Source organism: Brachybacterium sp. JB7, from assembly GCF_003335205.1.
Classification (GTDB): domain Bacteria; phylum Actinomycetota; class Actinomycetes; order Actinomycetales; family Dermabacteraceae; genus Brachybacterium; species Brachybacterium alimentarium.
Genome location: NZ_QPGN01000002.1, coordinates 157,924 through 175,615, shown reverse-complemented (window position 1 = coordinate 175,615; position 17,692 = coordinate 157,924). Strand labels below are relative to the sequence as shown.

Genomic DNA, 17,692 nt, shown 5'->3' with positions numbered 1-17,692 from the left:
AGTCAGCGAGCGGCGGCAGCTGTCGCCGTCGTGCCCTGCACTTCGGAACCCTCTGCCGCGAGGACGGCGTCGAGCAGGCCCGGGAAGCGTTCCGCCAGCTCCTCATCGCGCAGGCAGTTGAGGATGGCGGTGCCGCGGTAGCGCTGCGAGATGATGCCGGCCTCCCGGAGCACCCGAAAATGATGGGTCGACGTCGACTTCGTGACCGGCAGGTCGAAGGCTATGCAGGCCTGATCGTCATGCCCGCCCGCGAGCTGACTGACGATCACCCGGCGGATCGGGTCCGCCAGTGCGGAGAGCACCTGATCGAGGGCGATCTCCTGGACGTCGGGGTGAGGGAGTGAGCGCACCGTCGCCTCCTGGTCTCTCGGAACAACCTCCATAGTACTATTCTTCTCGTAGTACGGTGACCCTCGTACTATCCGACGACCTCTGGAGACCCCTCCTGTGACGACCCTGTTCAGCCCCATCCGGCTCCGCGACCTCGAGATCCCCAACCGGGCTTGGATGTCTCCCATGTGCACCTACAGCGCGGATCCCTCGCCGTCGGCGGCCGGGCGCCCCACCGACTTCCACCTTGCCCACTACTCGGCCCGAGCCGCCGGTGGCGCCGGACTGGTCATGGTCGAGGCGACGGGCGTGGCCCCCGAAGGCCGCATCTCGCCCTTCGACCTGGGGATCTGGGACGACGCACAGACCCCCGACTTCGCGCGCATCGCCTCGGCGATCCGCGCACAGGGAGCGGTGGCGGGCATCCAGCTCGCGCACGCCGGCCGCAAGGCATCCACGGGCCGCCCGTGGGAGGGCGGCGACTGGCTGAGCACCGAGGAGTACGGATGGATGCCGTACGGCGCCAGCCCGGTCGCCTTCCCCGGCGGCCCGGTCCCGCATGAGATGAGCCGTGAGGACATCGCGGCCGTCGTGACCTCGTTCGCCGAGGCGGCCCGCCGCGCCCTCGAGGCCGGCTTCCAGGTGGCCGAGGTGCACGCCGCGCACGGCTACCTGCTGCACTCCTTCCTCTCCCCCATCGCCAACCAGCGCACCGACGAGTACGGCGGCGATCTCGCCGGCCGCGCCCGGCTCGCGCTCGAGGTGATCGACGCCGTCCGCGCGGTCTGGCCGCAGGACGCGCCCGTCTTCCTGCGCATCTCCACGACCGACTGGATCGAGGAGAACCCCGAGGACTCCCGGGAGAGCTGGACCTACGAGCAGTCCGCCCAGCTGACCGCCTGGGCCGGCGAGCACGGCGTGGACCTGGTCGACGCCTCCTCCGGAGGGACCGACATCGTGCCGATCCCACATGAGGAGGACTATCAGACGCGCTACGCGGCACGCCTGCGCACGGACACGACGGTCCCCGTCGCCGCGGTCGGCCGGGTGAAGGACGCCCGCCGCGCCGCCGAACTGCTCAGCAACGGTGAGGCCGACGCGGTATTCGTCGGCCGCGAGATGCTTCGCGACCCGTCCTGGGCCAATCACGCGTCCCGCTTGCTCGGGGAGGCTCCCCGATTCCTCGAGCAGTACGCGTACGCGCTGTAGCGCGTGAATCCGGCGCGCCCGTCGGCCGCCTGACCCACACGTGGAACGAGCCCGGTGAGCACCGCTCGCCGGGCTCGGCACGCGGCTACGCTCTGCCCATGCAGACCCCACCGATCCGCGTCCGTGATGCGACGAGCGATGATGTCGAAGCACTGACCTGCCTCGCGGTTCAGGTGCAGACGCTCCACGCCGAGGGGCGCCCGGATCTCTTCCGCCCGGCCGACGAGAGTGCGCTGCGCGACTTCCTGGTCGCCCGCCTCGCGGACGGCGCGATCCTCCTCATTGCGGGCGATCATGACGGGAAGGCCCTCGGATACCTGCTGGCGGAGGTGGTCTCGCGGCCCGATTCGCCCTTCCTCCTCGCCCACAGGTCTGTGTACGTGCATCACATCGCGGTCGATGAGGACGCTCGCCGTCAGCACGTCGGCGCACTCCTCATGGAGGAGATCGCCCAGAGGGCGCGGCAGGCATCCGCCGACACCGTGCGCCTGGACTCATGGTCCTTCAACAAGCAGGCTCACCGCTTCTTCCAGGCTCAGGGGTTCCTGGAATCGCGCGTCATCTTCGAGCGTCCGGCCGGCACGGCGGACTGACGCAGAAGAGGCGGATCCGGTGCGGCGCCTACACTCGCCCGATGGACCGTGACGGCATCTTCGAGCACATCTCCTCTCTCCGTCGCACGACGCGGCAGCCCCTCATCGTCGGGATCTCCGGATACGCCGGATCGGGAAAGTCGACCCTGGCCCGTTTTTTGGCGGAATCGCTCCCCGGCGCGGTGCGACTTCGCGGGGATGACTTCCTGGACCCGTGTCGATCGCACCAGAGGTCCTCGGACTGGGACGGCGTCGACCGCACACGCCTTGTCACGGAGGTCCTGGACCCGCTACGCCAAGAGCGGCCTGGCACCTTCCGTCGCTTCGACTGGTCCACACGGTCCCTGGCCGATCCCGAGCCTCTCCCTCGCACCGATCTCCTCATCGTCGACCTCATCGGACTTTTCCATCCGGACGCACTTCCCCATCTCGACATCCGGATCTGGTGCGACGTCGAGCTCGACGTCGCCGCACGACGTGGCATCGCACGGGATCGAGCGCTCGGTCGGGATCACGAAGCGTTGTGGCACGACGTCTGGATCCCAAACGAGCGTGACTTCGATCGGCACCACACCCCGCGTGAGCGCGCTGAGATCCTCTTCGAAGCCTCGTCCGCGTCCCACCGCAGACCTTCGGAAGCGAGCCCACCTGATTCAGCGACGATTGAGCCCTCGAAGCGAAGTAGGCCATGACGACGGCACAGCGATAGACCCGGATGGTTGCCCTCATCGTCACGGCGGTCCGTGCACTGCTCTACGGGATCCGCGTTGCCTGACTGTTCATGGGTACTACTGAGGGGGTTGTTGAGGGACACCCTCTGGAAGGCTGGGCGCTCACCACCCTGTTCAACCCGGAGTCCTTCTCCTGAACGGCGAGGAGATCGCCGAGGCCTCGGCACTCTTGTTCGGGCGGCGCAGCTACGAGCACTTTCGCGCCCGTGTGGTCGGGATCCGACGACCATGCCGCGCACCAGGGCCTCGCGAAGCTCGAGCTCGTCGTGTCCGAGCCGCTCGACGAGGCGGACCTCTTCAGCGTATGGGGCGAGACCCGGCTCCTCCGCAGCGTCGAAGACATCGCCGAGGTCAAGTGAGAGGACGGCAGTGCGATCTTCATCCACGGGAGTGCCGAACTCGCCCGCAGACCCAGAGAAGCGGACCCCATCGACCGATACGACGCCCTCCTGTTCCGCATGATGCTCGGCGCCGGGAAGCGTGCGCTCCCAGACACCTGTGCACTCAGGGAGCGCAGTCGATGCAGGTGGTGACCTCGGGGCGAACGGCCAGCCGGGCCGGAGCGATCAGGTTCCCGCAGGATCGGCACACACCGTCCTCCCCACGTGCCAGGCGCTCCGTCGCGTCGTCGATCCCGGCGAGCGCTTCGAGGCGTGCGAGCCGCAGGCCCTCCAGGCGGGACCACTGCTCCGACAGCGGCACCCCGTCGGGGTCGTGCTCGTCATCGTCCGCCGCACCCTCACGCGAGCGCCTCAAGGCAGCGAGTTCGCGTTCGATGTCCTGCAGCTGCGTCTGCATCTCGCGGCGCCTGGAGGCGAGCTGCCCGGCCCGGTCGTGCGGGGTGCCGGCCCCTCCTGGTGGATCGTCCATCGATCCAGTGTGCCCGGTCGCCCACGGAGCACTCATCACTGGAGTGTCTCCGCGCTGAGCGGCCGACCGCTCTCCGCACAGCACACGCATCAGCCCCATGGTCCTCGGTCCGCCATGGCGAGCAGAGTTCGTCGCGTCGTACTTGCGACTTTGCTTCACCGTAGTTCTGCGTGCTACAACTAGATCTAGGGCCCCAGCCCGTCCACATCACTACATCTAGTGCCGCCCGGCGATCGAGAGGATCTCCGAAGATGTCACTTCCATGGCGCCACGACAGCGGCGCGAGCGCTGCGACGGAGTCCGTCGTTCCCGAGACGCCCGACCTCGTGCACTTCTCGAGCGTTTCGGAGAACACGCACCGGTTCGTCGAACGGCTCCGACGCCCGTCGGTGCGGATCCCCCTGCGGCCCCGGATCGAAGGTTCGCTGCACGTGACCCGCCCCTATGTCCTGGTCGTCCCGACCTACGGCGGCGGCACCCTGTCGGGAGCCGTCCCCAAGCAGGTCATCCGCTTCCTCAACGACCCCACCAATCGCGGTCTGCTGCGCGGGGTGATCGCCGCCGGCAACACGAACTTCGGCGCCGACTACTGCTTGGCCGGCCCGGTGATCTCCGCGAAATGCCAGGTGCCGGTGCTGTACCGCTTCGAGCTGCTCGGCACGCCCCAGGACGTGGCGCGCGTAGACGATGGCCTGGACCAGTTCTGGGAACGATCCGCAGCGACCGACGTCCCTGCGTGAACCGCGCCGCCGACCACTCAATCCCCTCCACCCTCACCGACGAAGGACACCGATGACCACTCCGACAGCTGCCGTCGCTCTCACCGAGCGCTCCGTCACTCCGCCCACCTACCGCCACGACCCCTCCGTCCGACTGCGTCCGATCAACTGGAATCGCGTGACCGACGAGAAGGATCTCGAGGTGTGGAACCGGCTGACCGCGAACTTCTGGCTCCCCGAGAAGGTGCCGCTGTCCAACGATCTCCAGGCGTGGAGGAGGCTGGGAGAGGAGGAGCGCACCTTGACGATGCGCGTCTTCACCGGGCTCACGATGCTCGATACGGTCCAGGCGACCGTCGGAGAGGTCTGCCAGATCCAGGACGCCCGCACCGAGCACGAAGAGGCCGTCTACACGAACATCGCCTTCATGCAGTCCGTGCACGCCCGTTCGTACTCGTCCGTGTTCTCCACGCTGACCAGCACTCCGGAGATCGACAGCGCCTACCGGTGGGCTGTCGACAACGACCTGCTGCAGGAACGGTGCAAGAAGGTGCTGAAGCACTACTACGGGGACGATCCGCTCAAGCGCAAGGTGTCCTCGACACTGCTGTCCTCGCTGCTGCTCTACGCCGGCTTCTACCTGCCATTGCACTTCTCCGTCCGTGCCACCCTGACGAACACCGCCGACATGATCCGGTTGATCCTGCGGGACAAGGCCGTGCACGGCTACTACTCCGGCTACAAGTACCAGCGGGGCCTCGAACACCACGACGACGCGACGCGCGAGCACATGCGGGAGTTCACCTACTCCCTGCTCGAGGAGCTCTACGAGCTCGAGCTGCAGTACTCCGGCGAGCTGTACGAACCGCTCGGCCTGATGGACGACGTCGCCGCCTTCGTCCGCTACAACGCGAACAAGGCGCTCATGAACCTCGGCTATCCAGCGCGCTTCCCCGCCGAGGAGACCCAGGTGAACCCCGAGATCATCGCCGCCCTGTCCCCTGGCGCCGACGAGAACCATGACTTCTTCAGCGGATCCGGCTCGTCCTACGTCATCGGCACGGCAGAGAACACCAGCGACGAGGACTGGGACTTCTGAACGAGCAGACGCCCGTATCCCAGGAAACCGACGCGCGGTTCACAGATCCGGACCAACGTTGAGCGCATGACCTCAGCGGATGGCCCGGTCGTGGCGATCGTCACGCCCGTCACGCCCGTCACGTCTCAGGCCGCCGTGCGTTCGAGAGACCGCTGCTGAGCGGGGATGCTGGCGCGGATATGGACGGGCCGACTCGCGACGACACCGGCTGTGAGCTGGGCGATCAGCAGGACGCCGAGCGCGATGAGGGGGACGTCCCAGCCGCCCGCGAGGGCGTGCACGGCCCCGAGGCCGATGGGGCCGAGGCCCGCCAGGAGGTACCCGAACCCCTGCGCCATGGTGGAGAGCTGGCCGGTGTGGTGCGTGTCCGGTGAGCGCCACACGATGTATGTCAGCGACAGGCTGATCGAGGCGCCCTGCCCCAGGCCCATCATGGTCATCCACGCCCAGGTGGCGCTGGTCGGGACGACGGCGAGGCCGAGGTACGCGGCAGCGGTGAGCAGCACGGCGATCAGGACAGGGAGCCACAGAGGCCGCAGTCGCCTGGCGATCGTGGGCGTCACCAGCGCGGCGAGGATGCCAGGGAAGGCGGAGTAGGACAGCATCCATCCGGCCGTCCCGCGCGCCATCCCGGCATCCTGGAGGATCGTGGGAACCCAGGTCAGCGCCGCGTAGTAGCTGGTGCTCTGCAGGCCCATGAGCGCCGTCACGGCGAGAGCGGTCGGGTGGGTGAAGATCGAGCGCAGCGGCGGCTCACCACGCTCGGAAGGGGCGTCCGCGACGTCGCTGCCGGCCCTCATACGACCGGGGGCACGCCGGATCTGCGGGATCCAGACCACGGCGGCCAGCACGGCCGGCACCGCCCAGAGCGCCAGCGCAGCACGCCAGCCACCGCCCGTGAGCGGGAGCATCGGCACCGTCAGGCCGGATGCCGCGGCCGCTCCGACGAACAGCGCCGTCGAGTACAGCCCCATCATCAGTCCTGCCCGGTGCGAGAAGTCCTGCTTGATGGCTGGCGGCATGACGACGTTGCCGATCGCGATTGCGGCGCCCACGATCACTGTGCCGAGCAACAGGGCGATGAGGCTGGGGTGAAGTCTCAGAGTGATCCCCACGGCCAGGGCGATCATCGTCGCTCCCAGCAACCGATGCATCCCTATGCGGCGCGTCAGCGCGGGCGTGAAGAAGGCGAAGGCCCCGAACGCGAAGACCGGGATCGTGGTCAGCAGGCTGGCCATCGTCGCCGACAAGCCCAGGGAGGCACGGATGTCCCCGAGGACGGGCCCGATGGAGCCGACGCTGATGCGCAGGTTCAGCCCGATGAGGATCAAGCCGGCGCCGAGCAGCAGCAGTCCCCAGCGGCCGCGCACGGCCTCGGGTGGGGCCCCGATCTCGACAGGCTCCGGCGGTTGCCCGCCCGGGATCGGGTAGTCGTCCAGCGGGGAGGGGTCGTCAGCGGGCACGGGCTGTGCTCCTTGTCAGTCATGAAGGCCACGGAATGCTGCCAGCGGCGATGCCCGGGCCCACTGGGGCTCACACGACGACCACGGCGGCCCCTCCATTGGACACTCCGAACACGGGGCGCACAACCGGTACGCTGACCCATGATGCTCGAATCCCGCCTTCACTCCCTGGTTCCCGAGCAGATCCACGTGCTCGGGCACGACGAACGCACGCCGTCGCACGTCCACGACCAGGGTCATCTCGTCTATCCCGCCAGCGGGGTGCTCTCGCTGGTCACCGAGGACGGCTCCTGGATCGCGCCGCCGAATCGCGCCGCCTGGATCCCGGCAGGTTCGGTCCACCAGCATCGTGCGCACGGCGCGACGGACATGCGCATCGTGTTCATGGCGGATGCCGTCGCCGAACTCCTGCCCGCACACCCCTCCGTGCTCGCGGTGACGGCGCTCGCGCGCGAGGCCACCCTCGCCCTGACCAGCGACGCTCCGCGAACCGCGAGCAGTCGGGACCGGCTGCGGCGGGTCATCATCGATGAGCTCACCGCCGCCCCGGAGCAGCCGCTGCACCTTCCCGAGCCCCGTGACGAGCGCCTCCGAAAACTCACCCATCTCGTCGAGCACGACATGGAGAACCCGGCCACGCTCGAGCAGCTCGGACGACGGATCGGGGCCGGCGAGCGCACCCTCAGCCGCCTCTTCCAGCAGACCACGGGCATGAGCTTCCGCCAGTGGCGCATCCAGCTGCGCATCCACCGTGCTCTGCTGCTGCTCACTGACGGCCTCTCCGTGGTGGACACGGCGACAGCGTGTGGATGGGCAAATCCCAGCGCCTTCATCGACGCGTTCACCGCTCTGGTGGGGCAGACCCCTGGTCGGTACCAGCGCTCGCTGCGCGGCACCTCGCGTCCGCTCCCGGATATCCGGTCCTGCTGAGGCTCCGGCCGACGCCGGGCTCCTCGGTGTACGCGACCGTGAACCGTGCCGTACTCGCCGTGCCCGTCGCCTTCGCGCACTCCGGTCCGGGGCGTGATCCATGCCCCAGGGCCGCACCGGCTCGCACTGCCCGACCGCGAGCGGACGTACCGTGTCGGAGGCAGATCCCTGCCTCCCTGTTCCTCACCGCGCCCGGTCTCGGCGAGCGCGCATCGCATCTCCGGAGCATTCCCCACGATGAGCACGACCACGCAGCCGTCGTCCGCCCCCGACACCGCCCGCCGGGCACCGGGGCTGAAGGCGCGGCACATCCACTTCATCGCGCTCGGCTCCGCGATCGGCACCGGACTGTTCTACGGCTCCGCCGGGGCGATCCAGGCGGCCGGGCCGTCGGTCCTCCTGGTCTATCTGCTGGGCGGCGCGGTCGTGTACTTCATGCTGCGGGCGCTCGGCGAGATGGCGGTGCGGATGCCGATCTCGGGCTCGTTCGCCGAGTACACCCGGCGGTTCCTGGGCGGCTGGGCCGGGTACATCACCGGCTGGATGTTCGCGTTCGAGATGCTCATCGTGTGCCTGGCCGACCTCACCGCGATCGCGATCTACATGCGGTTCTGGTTCCCCGACACCGCGCAGTGGATCTGGGTGGCCCTCACGCTGCTGATCGTGGGCGCGGCGAACCTCGCCAGCGTGCGCTGGTTCGGGGAGCTCGAGTTCGTGTTCACGATCATCAAGGTCACTGCCGTGATCGCGATGATCGTGGGCGGCGCCGCGATCCTCGTGTTCGGTCTCGGCGACGCGGGCACCGCCACGGGGCTGGCGAACCTCACGGCCGACGGCGGCTTCTTCCCGCACGGCGCCGGCGGCATGATCTCCGCGTTCATCCTGGTGCTGTTCGCCTTCGGCGGCACCGAGATCATCGGTGTGGCGGGCACCGAGGCGGAGGACCCGGGCACCGCGATCCCCAAGGCCGTCAACACGGTGCCCGTGCGGATCCTGCTGTTCTACGTGCTCGCGATCGGGGTGATCCTGCTGCTGAACCCCTGGCGCGAGATCACCGGCGAGGAGTCGCCGTTCGTGCAGATCTTCGACACCCTCGGGGTGAACTGGGCGGCCGCGCTGCTGAACGTCGTGGTGCTCACCGCGGCGCTGTCCGCGATCAACGCCGACCTGTTCGGGGCCGGCCGCGTGGTCGCGGGGATGGCCCGCGAACGGCTGGCCCCGCGCGCCATGGCCCGTACGATGCGGGGCGTTCCCGTGGTCACGACCGTCGCCCTGCTCGGAGTGCTCGTGGTGGGCGTGCTGCTGAACTATGCGCTGCCGGACGAGGTCTTCACGATCGTCGCCTCCCTGGCCACCTTCGCCACGATCTTCGTGTGGCTGATGATCCTGCTCGCGCAGGTCGCCTCCCGGCGCGGCATGTCCCGCCAGGAGCGCACCGAGCTCGCCTTCCCGGTGCCGCTGTGGCCGTTCGGGCAGCTCTTCGCGATCGCCTTCATCGTGTTCACGTTCGGGATCATGGTGTGGCAGCCCGCGTATCACACGGCGCTCGGGGTGGGCGCAGGATTCCTCGTCGTGATGACGCTGCTCTATGCCGTGACCGGCCGCCATCGGGCGGGCCGCGCCTGATCCCGGGCCGACCGACGGGCGCCCGAAAGCGCCCCGCGGGAGGTCCGACGGTGAGTGCGCCCGTCAGCGCCGCGCCGTTCCGTCGTCGCTGACCGTCTCGGCCGACTGCTCGGTGACGGCGAGACTGCCCAGGAGCCTCAGCCGCTCCTCGGAGGGAGTGCCGGGCTCCGCCGTGTAGGCGAACATGAACCATTCGGGGTTCGCCGGCAGGTCCATCGCCTCGTAGCTGAGCTCGAGGTCCCCGACCACCGGATGATGGAGCCGCTTCACTCCGCCGCGATGATGGCGCACGTCGTGCACCGACCAGCGCTGCCGGAAGGCGTCGCTGCGGGTCACGAGCTCGCCGATCAGGTCCGTCAAGCCCTTGTCCAGGGGGTTCTGCCCGGCATAGGTGCGCATCGTCGCCACGATGCTGTCCGCGTTCTCCTCCCACTCCAGGAAGAAGGTGCGCGCCGCGGGGTCGAGGAACGTGAACCGTGCCGTGTTCGCCCGGCCCGTCGGGTCCTCGAACAGCGGTGCATACAAGGCCCGCCCCAGCGGATTGGCGGCCACGAAGTCCATCCGTCGGTCCCGGACCCACACCGGAGCACCGGTGACCGCATCGAGGAAGCGCTGGAACGCCGGGGGCACACCGCGCGCACTGGGCTTCCTGCGCTTGCGGACAGGGCGCGGGCCAGCGGTGCGCGCCAGGTCCGCCAGATGATCGATCTCGGCCTCATCGAGCCTGAGGGCGTGGGCGATCGACTCCAGCACCTCGGTGGACACCCCGGCCAGCTCACCGCGCTCCATCCGCGCGTAGTACTCGACGCTCACGCCGGCGAGCAACGCCACCTCCTCCCGGCGCAGGCCGGGCACGCGACGCCGGGAGCCGCCGATGATGCCTGCCTGCTCCGGCGTGATCCGGTCCCTGCGGGTGCGCAGGAACTCCGACACCTCTGCTCGATGGTCCATGCACCCCACGGTAGGGCTGCCGTGACGCGGCAAGGAGGAACTGCCAGTACACGGATCAGCCGTTCCTCGCACCTCGGCATCCGGAGGACATACGGTGCCACCACCGCCCTGGCGACGCACCGGTCGTCGCAGGGCGCCCGCAGTTGACCACCACACCGCCCGACCCGAGGACCTTCCCGTTGAACCGCTTCCTGGTGCCGACCTCCGCGTTGATGTGGGGACTGCAGATCGCCTTCCTCAGCCCTTCGCTCGCGCTGATCCTCTCCACCCTCTACGGCGCGACCACGGCAGAGATCGGCTGGGTGCTGGCGATCTACAACGTCAGTGGCTTCATCGCCTCCCTCGTCGTGCCCGCCTGGGCGGATCGTCACCTGGACTATCTGCGGCCGATGCTGCTCAGCGGCGCGCTCACCCTGCTGCTCGTGCTGGTGCTCGCCGTGGTGACCACGCTTCCCCTCGTCACGATCGTCCTGGTGGTGGTCGGCGGCCCGGCCGGTGTCGGCATCTCCATGCTGTTCGCGCACCTGCGCCATGCCGGTGCGCGGCCCTCCCAGATCGTCGACACCCGCGCGATCGTCTCGGTCGCGTGGGTCGCCGGCCCACCGATGGCGACGCTGATCATCGGCTGGTTCGGGCCCCGCGCAATCCTCCTCGCGATCGGCCTCGTGGCCCTGGCCAACATCGCCACCACGATGCTCATGATCCGCGGTCACCGCGCCGCGCTCTCGGCCGACGACCCCTCGACGCCCGCACCGGCCGACGAGGAGCTGCCGCTCGGGAAGATCGGGGTCGTGCTCGTCACCGCGGCGTTCGTGCTGCTGCAGGCGACGAACGCGACCAGCATGTCGTTCCTCGCCGTGTACGTGCCGCAGACCGTAGGGATCGACGTGGTGTGGGCGGGGGTCGCTCTCGGTGTCGCCGCCGGTCTCGAGGTGCCGGCGCTGATGATCGTCGGCCGGCTCACCGAGCGGTACTCGAGCCTGGGCCTCATCGTCACCAGCTGCCTCGCCGGGATCGTCTACTACCTCGGTGTCGCCGCCGTGACGGGGCCGTTCCTCCTGATCGCGCTGCAGGTGCTCAATGCCTGGTGCTTCGCGGGCATCGGCGGGGTGGGGCTCACGCTGTTCCAGCAGATGATCCCGCGGCCTGGTCTGTCCACCGGGCTGTACATGAACACCCGACGCGTCGGCGCGGTCCTCTCCGGGCCGCTGATCGTGCTCGGCGGTGCGACCGTCCTCGGCCAGCGCGCGACCTTCTTCGCGTGCGCCCTGCTCACCCTGGTGGGCCTGCTGATCATCGGCGCGGCGGGCCGGCACAGCACCTCACGCGCTCCCGCGGAGTCTGCCGCACCGGCCCGGTGAGGACCCCGCTGCCGTCGGCTCGTCAGATCGTCGCGACCGACCCCGCATCGACCCGGTAGTTCGAGCCGGTGACGAACGAGGCCCGGTCCGAGCACAGGAAGGCGACCACCGCGGCGACCTCCTCGGGCTCGCCCCGGCGCTTGAGCGCGAGATGGGGTCGCTGCTCCTCGAGGAAGGAACGGATCGCCTCATCGCGGTCGACGCCGAGCTCCGCGGAGCGCTTGTCCATCATCGCGTCGGTCATCGGCGTGTGGATTAAGGCCGGGGAGACCGCGTTGACCAGCAGACCCTCCCGCGCATAGGTGCGCGACAGACCCTTGGACAACGCGAGCAGACCGGCTTTGGAGGCGCAGTAGGGCAGTTCGTCGTCGTACGGCTGCACGGCGTCCTCCGACGTGAGGAACACCAGGCGGCCCCAGCCGCCGCGTCGCAGCGCGGGCAGGAACTGCCGGGTGATGCGCACGGCGCCGAGCAGGTCCGTGGTGAGGGTGTCCACCCAGCCCTGGTCGTCGATCTCGTGGAACAGCCCCTGCGCCCCGGTGACCCCGGCGGCGTGGACGAGGATGTCGATGTCGCCGACGGCTTCCTGGACCGCCGCGTCCAGCGCGCTGATCTCCTCGAGGCTGGTGACGTCGGCGGCGTGGTGCAGCACCTGGCCCTCCGGCGCCTCGAGAGCCTCCGCGGCGCGGGCGAGCTCGTCGGCGTCACGGTCGGTGAGGAACACCGTGACGCCTTCGCGCACGAGCTCCTGGGCGGTGTGCCAGCCGATGCCGGAATCCGCTCCGGTGATCAGTGCCTTCTTGCCGGTGATGTGCAGATCCATGGTCAGCCGATGCTCCCTCGCAGCAGGTCCCGGTCCGTGATCGCGTCGGCGATCACCGTGCGTGCGGCGTCCCGCGCCCCGTCGATCTGCCACATCAGCACGCCGACGGGTCGCCCGTGGTCGTCGAGGTAGTAGACGACGCTGTGCGCGGTGTCGTGGTGCACCTCGAGGGTCTCCAGGGAGGGATCCAGGGTGCCCACCGCCTCCCAGCGCACCCCGTAGACCATCGAGTAGAAGTAGGGGGTGTGCTCGTAGGGGGCCTCGGACCCGGCCATCGATCGCCCTGCGGCCGCGCCGGATTCGCGCGCGTGGTCAACGTGCTCGATGCGGGTGCGGCCCAGGATCGCGTCGGGGTACTCGATGATGTCGCCGGCCGCCCAGATCGACGGGTCGGACGTGCGCAGATGCTCGTCGACCACGACGCCCTCGGAGACCTCCAGCCCGGCCTGGCGGGCCAGGTCGAGACGGGGTTCGGCGCCCAGGCCGACGACCACGATGTCGCCGCCGACGGCGGTCCCGTCATCGAGCGTCACGCCGACGTCCGCGTCGTCCTGCACGGTGAGCGCCTCCGCACGTCGACCGGGGAGCAGCTCGACGCCGTGGTCCGTGAACAGCTTCTGGTAGCGCTCCGCGATGCTCGGCGGGAACTGCGAGGCGCCGAGCACCTCGTCGGGGAACACGAGGGTGACGTGGGCGCCGTTGAGCGAGAGGGAGGCGGCGATCTCCGCACCGATGTACCCGCCGCCGACGACCACCGCGCGGGCCCCGTCGGTCATCAGATGCCGCAGGGTGCGATAGTCCGCGAAGCTGCGGAAGTGGATGATGCGCTCGTCCTCCGGGCCGTCGAGCCGACGCGGCTCCGAGCCGGTGGCCAGCAGCAGCGTCCCGTAGTCGATCCGCTCACCGCCCTCGAGCTCGACCTGCTTCGCCGTCCGGTCGATCGCGGCCACCACGGTGCGCACGCGCAGGTCGGCGCCGGTGTCCTCGGCCGTGTTCAGCGGAACGGAGTCCTCACCGAAGTCCGGGTCGATCCACAGCTTCTTGGTCAGGGCCGGCCGGGTGTAGGGAGCGTCCTCGTCAGAGCTCACGATGCCGATGGTGCCGTCCGCATCGTGCTCGCGAAGCGCCCGGGCGGCGTCGTCCGCCACCTGGCCTCCGCCGATGATCAGATAGTCGTACGAGGTCATCTCAGAGATCTCCTTCGTCGCGGCGTCGCTGTGCCCCGAGTAGACACGTTCGGCGCGCGAACTTCGACCCCTGAGCGGGAAATCGACCGTTCGGTCTCACTCTGCCGTCGCGCATCGAGCGCTCGGGCACGAGGAGCACCCCGATCACCTGCTCACCGGCTGCGGCGCGAGCGCGGACCGGCAGGTCAGCCGAGCCTGGTGGTCTCTGCGCAGCCCGTCCGACCGCCCGGACCGCACCCGTGACGTCGGCATGGGGGTGACGTACCGTCGGGGCCACGCGGCTCGTCCCGCACGGGCGATCACCCGCCGCTGCGCGAGAGGAAGGCATCCCATGGACCACATCCGTCTTGGCCACTCCGGTCTCTACGTCTCCCGTCTGGCCCTGGGGACGATCCCCTTCGGGTCCGGGGGCGGTTTCGAGAAGATCGCCGGACTCTCGGTGGATGAGGCTCGTCGGCAGCTCGACGAGGCCCTCTCCTGCGGCGTGAACTTCCTCGACACGGCGAACATCTACTCGGCCGGCGACTCCGAGCGCGTCCTGGGCAAGGCTCTGGGGACGCGCCGCGACGACATCATCCTCACGTCGAAAGCCCGCACCTCCACGGGCGAGGGCCCGAATGACTCCGGCGCGAGCAGGTACCACGTGACCCGCGCGGTCGAGGACAGCCTGCAGCGGCTGGGCACCGACCACCTCGACCTGCTGTACATGCACCAGTGGGACGGTCAGACCCCGATCCTCGAGACCATCCAGACCGCCACCGATCTGATCCGCGCCGGCAAGGTCCGCTACTGGGGCGTGTCCAACTACAGCGCCTGGCAGCTCACCAAGACGGTCTACGAGGCACGGCAGGCCGGGCTCGAGGCCCCGATCGCGCAGCAGGCCTACTACACGCCCGAGGCGCGGGAGATCGAGTACGAGATCATCCCGGCCGCCCGCGACCTGGGGGTGGCGACCTTCGGGTGGAGCCCGCTGGGCGAGGGCCTGCTGAACGGCAAGGTGCGCCGCGGCAAGGAGACCCCGCCCGATACGAGGCAGGGCGCCGGATGGCCGGAGCCGCACGTGACCGACTGGGAGCGCGCCTACGACCTCATCGAGCTGTTCGACGAGATCGCCCGCGACCTGGGATGGACGATCCCGCAGGTGGTCATCTCCTGGATCCTCGATCGCCCCGGCGTGGACGGCACGGTGATCGCCGCTCGGTCCTTCGAGCACCTCCAGGAGGACCTGGCCGCCGCCGACCTCACCCTCCCGCAAGAGGCCCGAGACCGGATCACCCTGGCCTCGCAGCAGCCGGCCTACTACCCGCTGTGGCACCGCCTGCTCAACGGCCAGGACCGCCCCGAGCCCGCCGAGACCGAGTTCTACGAGGAGCACCAGCGCGCGTTGGATGCCCGCCAGGACGGGTGATGCAGCAGGAGGCGCGCCGACGTCACGTGCGCGAGGCCGACTCCGGGAAGACGTCCGCATACTCCTCCAGTACGCGCGAGAGCCGCCAGCGGTCCCGGAAGAGCGCGACGGGATCGCCGCTGGGCCGGTAGAGCACCTCGACCCCGCTGATCGACGCGATCCGGGAGACCTCTGAGCGCGAGAACGGGCGCGAGTGCCCATAGGGCATCGGCGGATCGAGCGCGATCTCGACCCCGAACTCACGCCGCATCCGCTCGAAGGCGACCTCGAACTGCAGCTCCCCGACCGCCGCGAGCACCGGCCCGCCGGGACTGCCGTTCGCGTCCCGGAGCAGCTGGATGGCGCCCTCCTCCTCGAGCTGGGCGAGGCCCTTGGTGAAGCGCTTGTGGCGAGCGGTGTCCAGTGATCGGGCGACGCGGAAGCGCTCCGGGTCGAAGCGGGGCATGCCTGGGAAGATGACCTGCCTGCCCTCATGGAGGGTGTCCCCGACGTGCAGACCGGTGGTGTTCACGAAGCCGACGATGTCGCCGGGCCAGGACTCATCGACAGTGGCTCGGCTCCGCCCGACGAGGTGATGGGCGTACTTCGAGGACACCGGGCGACCGGACTGCGCATGACGCAGCTCCATCCCCCGGCTGAACACCCCGGAGTTCACGCGCACGAAGGCGACCTGGTCACGATGGGCAGGGTTCATACCCGCCTGGATCTTGAACACGTAGCCGGAGAACGCAGCGTCGAGCGGCCGGGGCACCCCCGCCTCGTCGGGCCGCGGCCGGGGCGCCGGCGCGTGGTGGAGGAGGAAGTCCAGCAGGTACCGCACGCCGATGTTCCCCGCGGCGGCGGCGAACAGCACGGGGGTCTGCTCGCCGTCGAGGAACGGCTGGGCATCGAACGTTCCGTTGAGCTCGGCGGCGACACCGGCGCCCTCGACCGCATCGCGCCAGAGCTCCTCGCCCAGGCCGCTGTCGGTGGCACCGTCGACGAGCTCCTCGTGGGCCAGGCGCGCCCCCGAGGCGACCACCTCGTGCCGCAGATAGCTCGGCGATCCGGGCTCCATCAACCCGCGGAACTCCCCGGCATACCCCACGGGCCAGTTCACGGCGACCGGCGTACGGTCCGTGGCCTCCTGGATGTCGTCGAAGAGCTCGAGGGCGTCCAGGCCCGGTCGGTCCCATTTGTTGATCACGGTCACGACGGGCAGTCCGAGTCGCCGGCAGGCGTCGAAGAGCTTGCGCGTCTGGACCTCCATGCCTTTGGCGGCGTCGACGAGCATGACGGCGAAATCCACCGCGGTCAGCACCCGGTAGGTGTCCTCGGAGAAGTCCGAGTGCCCCGGGGTGTCCAGCAGGTTGAAGACCACGTCCTGGTAGTCGAAGCGCAGGGCTGTCGAGGTGATCGAGATGCCTCGTTCGCGCTCGACCTCGCCCCAGTCGGAGAGGCTCGCCGCACGGCTCGCCTTGCCGTGGGTCGCGCCGGCCCGGTCCACGACGCGGGCGTGCAGCGCCAACGACTCGGTGAGCGTCGACTTGCCCGCATCCGGGTGCGAGATCACCGCGAACGTGCGGCGTCGCATCGCCTCCTCGAGCACGCGGGATGGGGTCGACGTGGTGTCCGCAGTGGTGAGCATCGTGGGCACTCTACGCGCGGGACCGGAGGATCCCGCCGGTTCGGATCGTCATCGACGCGCTGATCACAGCGGCCCGGCAGCGTCGCCCTCGACAGGGAGATGCCGGATGACGGTCGCCGGGCTGCCCACGGCGACGACGTGGTCGGGGATGTCGCGCAGCACGACGCTGCCGGCACCGATCACGGTGTTGCGCCCGATCGTGACGCCGGCACCCACCGTGACCGAGGCGCCGAGCCACGTGTTCTCCCCGATGGAGATGGGAAGCGCCTGCTCCCAGCCCTCGCGGCGACGTGCATGGTCCTCGACGGGATGCAGCGCCGTCATCAGCTGCGCTCCCGGCCCGAGCCGGGCGTGCGCGCCGATGCAGATGGGCGCATCGTCCATGAAGAACGCGTTCGCGTTGACGAAGGCGGATTCCCCGAGCTGGATGTTCGTGCCATAGGTGCACTGGAAGCGGGGAACCACCACGGCGCCCTCCCCCGCACTGCCCAGCATGGCGAGCAGGGTCTTCCGGCGCACCTCGTCCTCGTCGGCCGCCGCGGCGTTGAACGTGTCCAGCAGCCGCCAGCACTGCCGGCGCCGCGCCTGCAGCTCGTCGCCGTCGAGATACCACTCGCCACGTGCGAGGCGCTCAGGGTGCGTGTCCATGTCTCGATGATGGCAGGCGATGCCTGATGGCCGACGATCCGACCAGGTCGGGCCCCGGGCGACCCCCATACTGGACCGATCAGTCCAGATGGCGTAGGTGCTCATATTGGACCGATC

General features: G+C 69.5%; 18 protein-coding genes. 10 read left to right on the top strand and 8 right to left on the bottom strand.

The features are described from left to right. Positions 1 to 2 precede the first annotated feature (2 nt). On the bottom strand, positions 3 to 350 hold the full coding sequence (locus CIK81_RS03160; protein WP_241963909.1) for a helix-turn-helix transcriptional regulator: 348 nt from the start codon (positions 348 to 350) through the stop codon (positions 3 to 5). A 97-nt stretch (positions 351 to 447) separates the two neighbouring features. Between CIK81_RS03160 and CIK81_RS03155 the strand changes: the two genes are divergently transcribed. The 4 genes from CIK81_RS03155 (at position 448) to CIK81_RS18110 (ending at position 3,222) form a co-directional block, all read left to right on the top strand. After that, a complete protein-coding gene (locus tag CIK81_RS03155) occupies positions 448 to 1,539 on the top strand; it encodes an NADH:flavin oxidoreductase/NADH oxidase (RefSeq protein WP_114304896.1) in 1,092 nt (363 codons plus the stop codon). 98 nt (positions 1,540 to 1,637) lie between these two features. Then, positions 1,638 to 2,132, top strand: coding sequence for a GNAT family N-acetyltransferase (locus tag CIK81_RS03150; RefSeq protein ID WP_096164776.1), 495 nt, complete (start codon positions 1,638 to 1,640; stop codon positions 2,130 to 2,132). Next, positions 2,036 to 2,824: a phosphoglycerate transporter gene (locus CIK81_RS03145; protein ID WP_346218054.1), complete on the top strand. Its 789-nt coding sequence runs from the start codon at positions 2,036 to 2,038 to the stop codon at positions 2,822 to 2,824. The genes CIK81_RS03150 and CIK81_RS03145 overlap by 97 nt, the downstream gene beginning before the upstream one ends. A gap of 245 nt (positions 2,825 to 3,069) precedes the next feature. Beyond that, positions 3,070 to 3,222: a hypothetical protein gene (locus CIK81_RS18110; protein WP_158541896.1), complete on the top strand. Its 153-nt coding sequence runs from the start codon at positions 3,070 to 3,072 to the stop codon at positions 3,220 to 3,222. Between the two features lie 145 nt (positions 3,223 to 3,367). Here CIK81_RS18110 and CIK81_RS03140 read toward each other — a convergent pair whose 3' ends face one another. After that, positions 3,368 to 3,733 carry a TraR/DksA C4-type zinc finger protein gene (locus CIK81_RS03140; RefSeq protein WP_114304898.1) on the bottom strand — a complete coding sequence of 122 codons (366 nt, stop codon included), beginning with the start codon at positions 3,731 to 3,733 and terminating at the stop codon, positions 3,368 to 3,370. 251 nt (positions 3,734 to 3,984) lie between these two features. Here CIK81_RS03140 and nrdI point away from each other — a divergent pair, with 251 nt between their 5' ends. Continuing rightward, positions 3,985 to 4,473, top strand: a complete 489-nt coding sequence (nrdI, locus tag CIK81_RS03135; protein WP_114304899.1) for a class Ib ribonucleoside-diphosphate reductase assembly flavoprotein NrdI — start codon at positions 3,985 to 3,987, stop codon at positions 4,471 to 4,473. Between the two features lie 52 nt (positions 4,474 to 4,525). Then, a complete protein-coding gene (gene nrdF, locus CIK81_RS03130) occupies positions 4,526 to 5,551 on the top strand; it encodes a class 1b ribonucleoside-diphosphate reductase subunit beta (protein ID WP_096164780.1) in 1,026 nt (341 codons plus the stop codon). A gap of 125 nt (positions 5,552 to 5,676) precedes the next feature. Here the strand turns inward: nrdF and CIK81_RS03125 are convergent, their stop codons facing one another. Next, positions 5,677 to 7,014 (bottom strand): MFS transporter, encoded by a 1,338-nt coding sequence (locus tag CIK81_RS03125; RefSeq protein WP_096164782.1) that lies wholly within the window; start codon positions 7,012 to 7,014, stop codon positions 5,677 to 5,679. Between the two features lie 141 nt (positions 7,015 to 7,155). On the opposite strand from CIK81_RS03125, the gene CIK81_RS03120 reads away from it, so the two are divergent. Together CIK81_RS03120 and CIK81_RS03115 are read left to right on the top strand one after the other, a co-directional pair. Further along, a complete protein-coding gene (locus tag CIK81_RS03120; RefSeq protein WP_241963907.1) occupies positions 7,156 to 7,944 on the top strand; it encodes a helix-turn-helix domain-containing protein in 789 nt (262 codons plus the stop codon). 237 nt (positions 7,945 to 8,181) lie between these two features. Next, complete coding sequence (locus CIK81_RS03115; protein ID WP_096164784.1) at positions 8,182 to 9,570, top strand: amino acid permease; 1,389 nt, start codon at positions 8,182 to 8,184, stop codon at positions 9,568 to 9,570. Between the two features lie 63 nt (positions 9,571 to 9,633). Here the strand turns inward: CIK81_RS03115 and CIK81_RS03110 are convergent, their stop codons facing one another. Next, positions 9,634 to 10,521 (bottom strand): helix-turn-helix domain-containing protein, encoded by an 888-nt coding sequence (locus CIK81_RS03110; protein WP_096164785.1) that lies wholly within the window; start codon positions 10,519 to 10,521, stop codon positions 9,634 to 9,636. A gap of 143 nt (positions 10,522 to 10,664) precedes the next feature. Between CIK81_RS03110 and CIK81_RS03105 the strand changes: the two genes are divergently transcribed. After that, positions 10,665 to 11,882: an MFS transporter gene (locus tag CIK81_RS03105; protein ID WP_241963906.1), complete on the top strand. Its 1,218-nt coding sequence runs from the start codon at positions 10,665 to 10,667 to the stop codon at positions 11,880 to 11,882. Between the two features lie 22 nt (positions 11,883 to 11,904). Here the strand turns inward: CIK81_RS03105 and CIK81_RS03100 are convergent, their stop codons facing one another. Next, positions 11,905 to 12,705: an SDR family NAD(P)-dependent oxidoreductase gene (locus CIK81_RS03100; RefSeq protein WP_096197945.1), complete on the bottom strand. Its 801-nt coding sequence runs from the start codon at positions 12,703 to 12,705 to the stop codon at positions 11,905 to 11,907. A 2-nt stretch (positions 12,706 to 12,707) separates the two neighbouring features. After that, a complete protein-coding gene (locus tag CIK81_RS03095; protein ID WP_096197946.1) occupies positions 12,708 to 13,892 on the bottom strand; it encodes an NAD(P)/FAD-dependent oxidoreductase in 1,185 nt (394 codons plus the stop codon). Between the two features lie 331 nt (positions 13,893 to 14,223). Between CIK81_RS03095 and CIK81_RS03090 the strand changes: the two genes are divergently transcribed. Then, entirely contained in the window at positions 14,224 to 15,300 is a 1,077-nt protein-coding gene (locus CIK81_RS03090; protein ID WP_096197947.1) for an aldo/keto reductase, read from the top strand. 22 nt (positions 15,301 to 15,322) lie between these two features. Here the strand turns inward: CIK81_RS03090 and CIK81_RS03085 are convergent, their stop codons facing one another. Together CIK81_RS03085 and CIK81_RS03080 are read right to left on the bottom strand one after the other, a co-directional pair. Beyond that, a complete protein-coding gene (locus CIK81_RS03085) occupies positions 15,323 to 16,927 on the bottom strand; it encodes a peptide chain release factor 3 (RefSeq protein ID WP_114355369.1) in 1,605 nt (534 codons plus the stop codon). Positions 16,928 to 16,990: 63 nt separating this feature from the next. Continuing rightward, a complete protein-coding gene (locus CIK81_RS03080; RefSeq protein ID WP_114355368.1) occupies positions 16,991 to 17,575 on the bottom strand; it encodes a sugar O-acetyltransferase in 585 nt (194 codons plus the stop codon). Between the last annotated feature and the right edge of the window lie 117 nt (positions 17,576 to 17,692).

Coding starts and splice junctions, on each gene's coding strand:
- CIK81_RS03120 (WP_241963907.1), top strand. CDS start 7,156: ATGATGCTCGAATCCCGCCTTCACTCCCTGGTTCCCGAGCAGATCCAC.
- CIK81_RS03110 (WP_096164785.1), bottom strand. CDS start 10,521: ATGGACCATCGAGCAGAGGTGTCGGAGTTCCTGCGCACCCGCAGGGAC.
- nrdI (WP_114304899.1), top strand. CDS start 3,985: ATGTCACTTCCATGGCGCCACGACAGCGGCGCGAGCGCTGCGACGGAG.
- CIK81_RS03095 (WP_096197946.1), bottom strand. CDS start 13,892: ATGACCTCGTACGACTATCTGATCATCGGCGGAGGCCAGGTGGCGGAC.
- CIK81_RS03080 (WP_114355368.1), bottom strand. CDS start 17,575: ATGGACACGCACCCTGAGCGCCTCGCACGTGGCGAGTGGTATCTCGAC.
- CIK81_RS03090 (WP_096197947.1), top strand. CDS start 14,224: ATGGACCACATCCGTCTTGGCCACTCCGGTCTCTACGTCTCCCGTCTG.
- CIK81_RS03150 (WP_096164776.1), top strand. CDS start 1,638: ATGCAGACCCCACCGATCCGCGTCCGTGATGCGACGAGCGATGATGTC.
- CIK81_RS03100 (WP_096197945.1), bottom strand. CDS start 12,705: ATGGATCTGCACATCACCGGCAAGAAGGCACTGATCACCGGAGCGGAT.
- CIK81_RS03085 (WP_114355369.1), bottom strand. CDS start 16,927: ATGCTCACCACTGCGGACACCACGTCGACCCCATCCCGCGTGCTCGAG.
- CIK81_RS03140 (WP_114304898.1), bottom strand. CDS start 3,733: ATGGACGATCCACCAGGAGGGGCCGGCACCCCGCACGACCGGGCCGGG.
- CIK81_RS03145 (WP_346218054.1), top strand. CDS start 2,036: ATGGTCCTTCAACAAGCAGGCTCACCGCTTCTTCCAGGCTCAGGGGTT.
- CIK81_RS03115 (WP_096164784.1), top strand. CDS start 8,182: ATGAGCACGACCACGCAGCCGTCGTCCGCCCCCGACACCGCCCGCCGG.
- nrdF (WP_096164780.1), top strand. CDS start 4,526: ATGACCACTCCGACAGCTGCCGTCGCTCTCACCGAGCGCTCCGTCACT.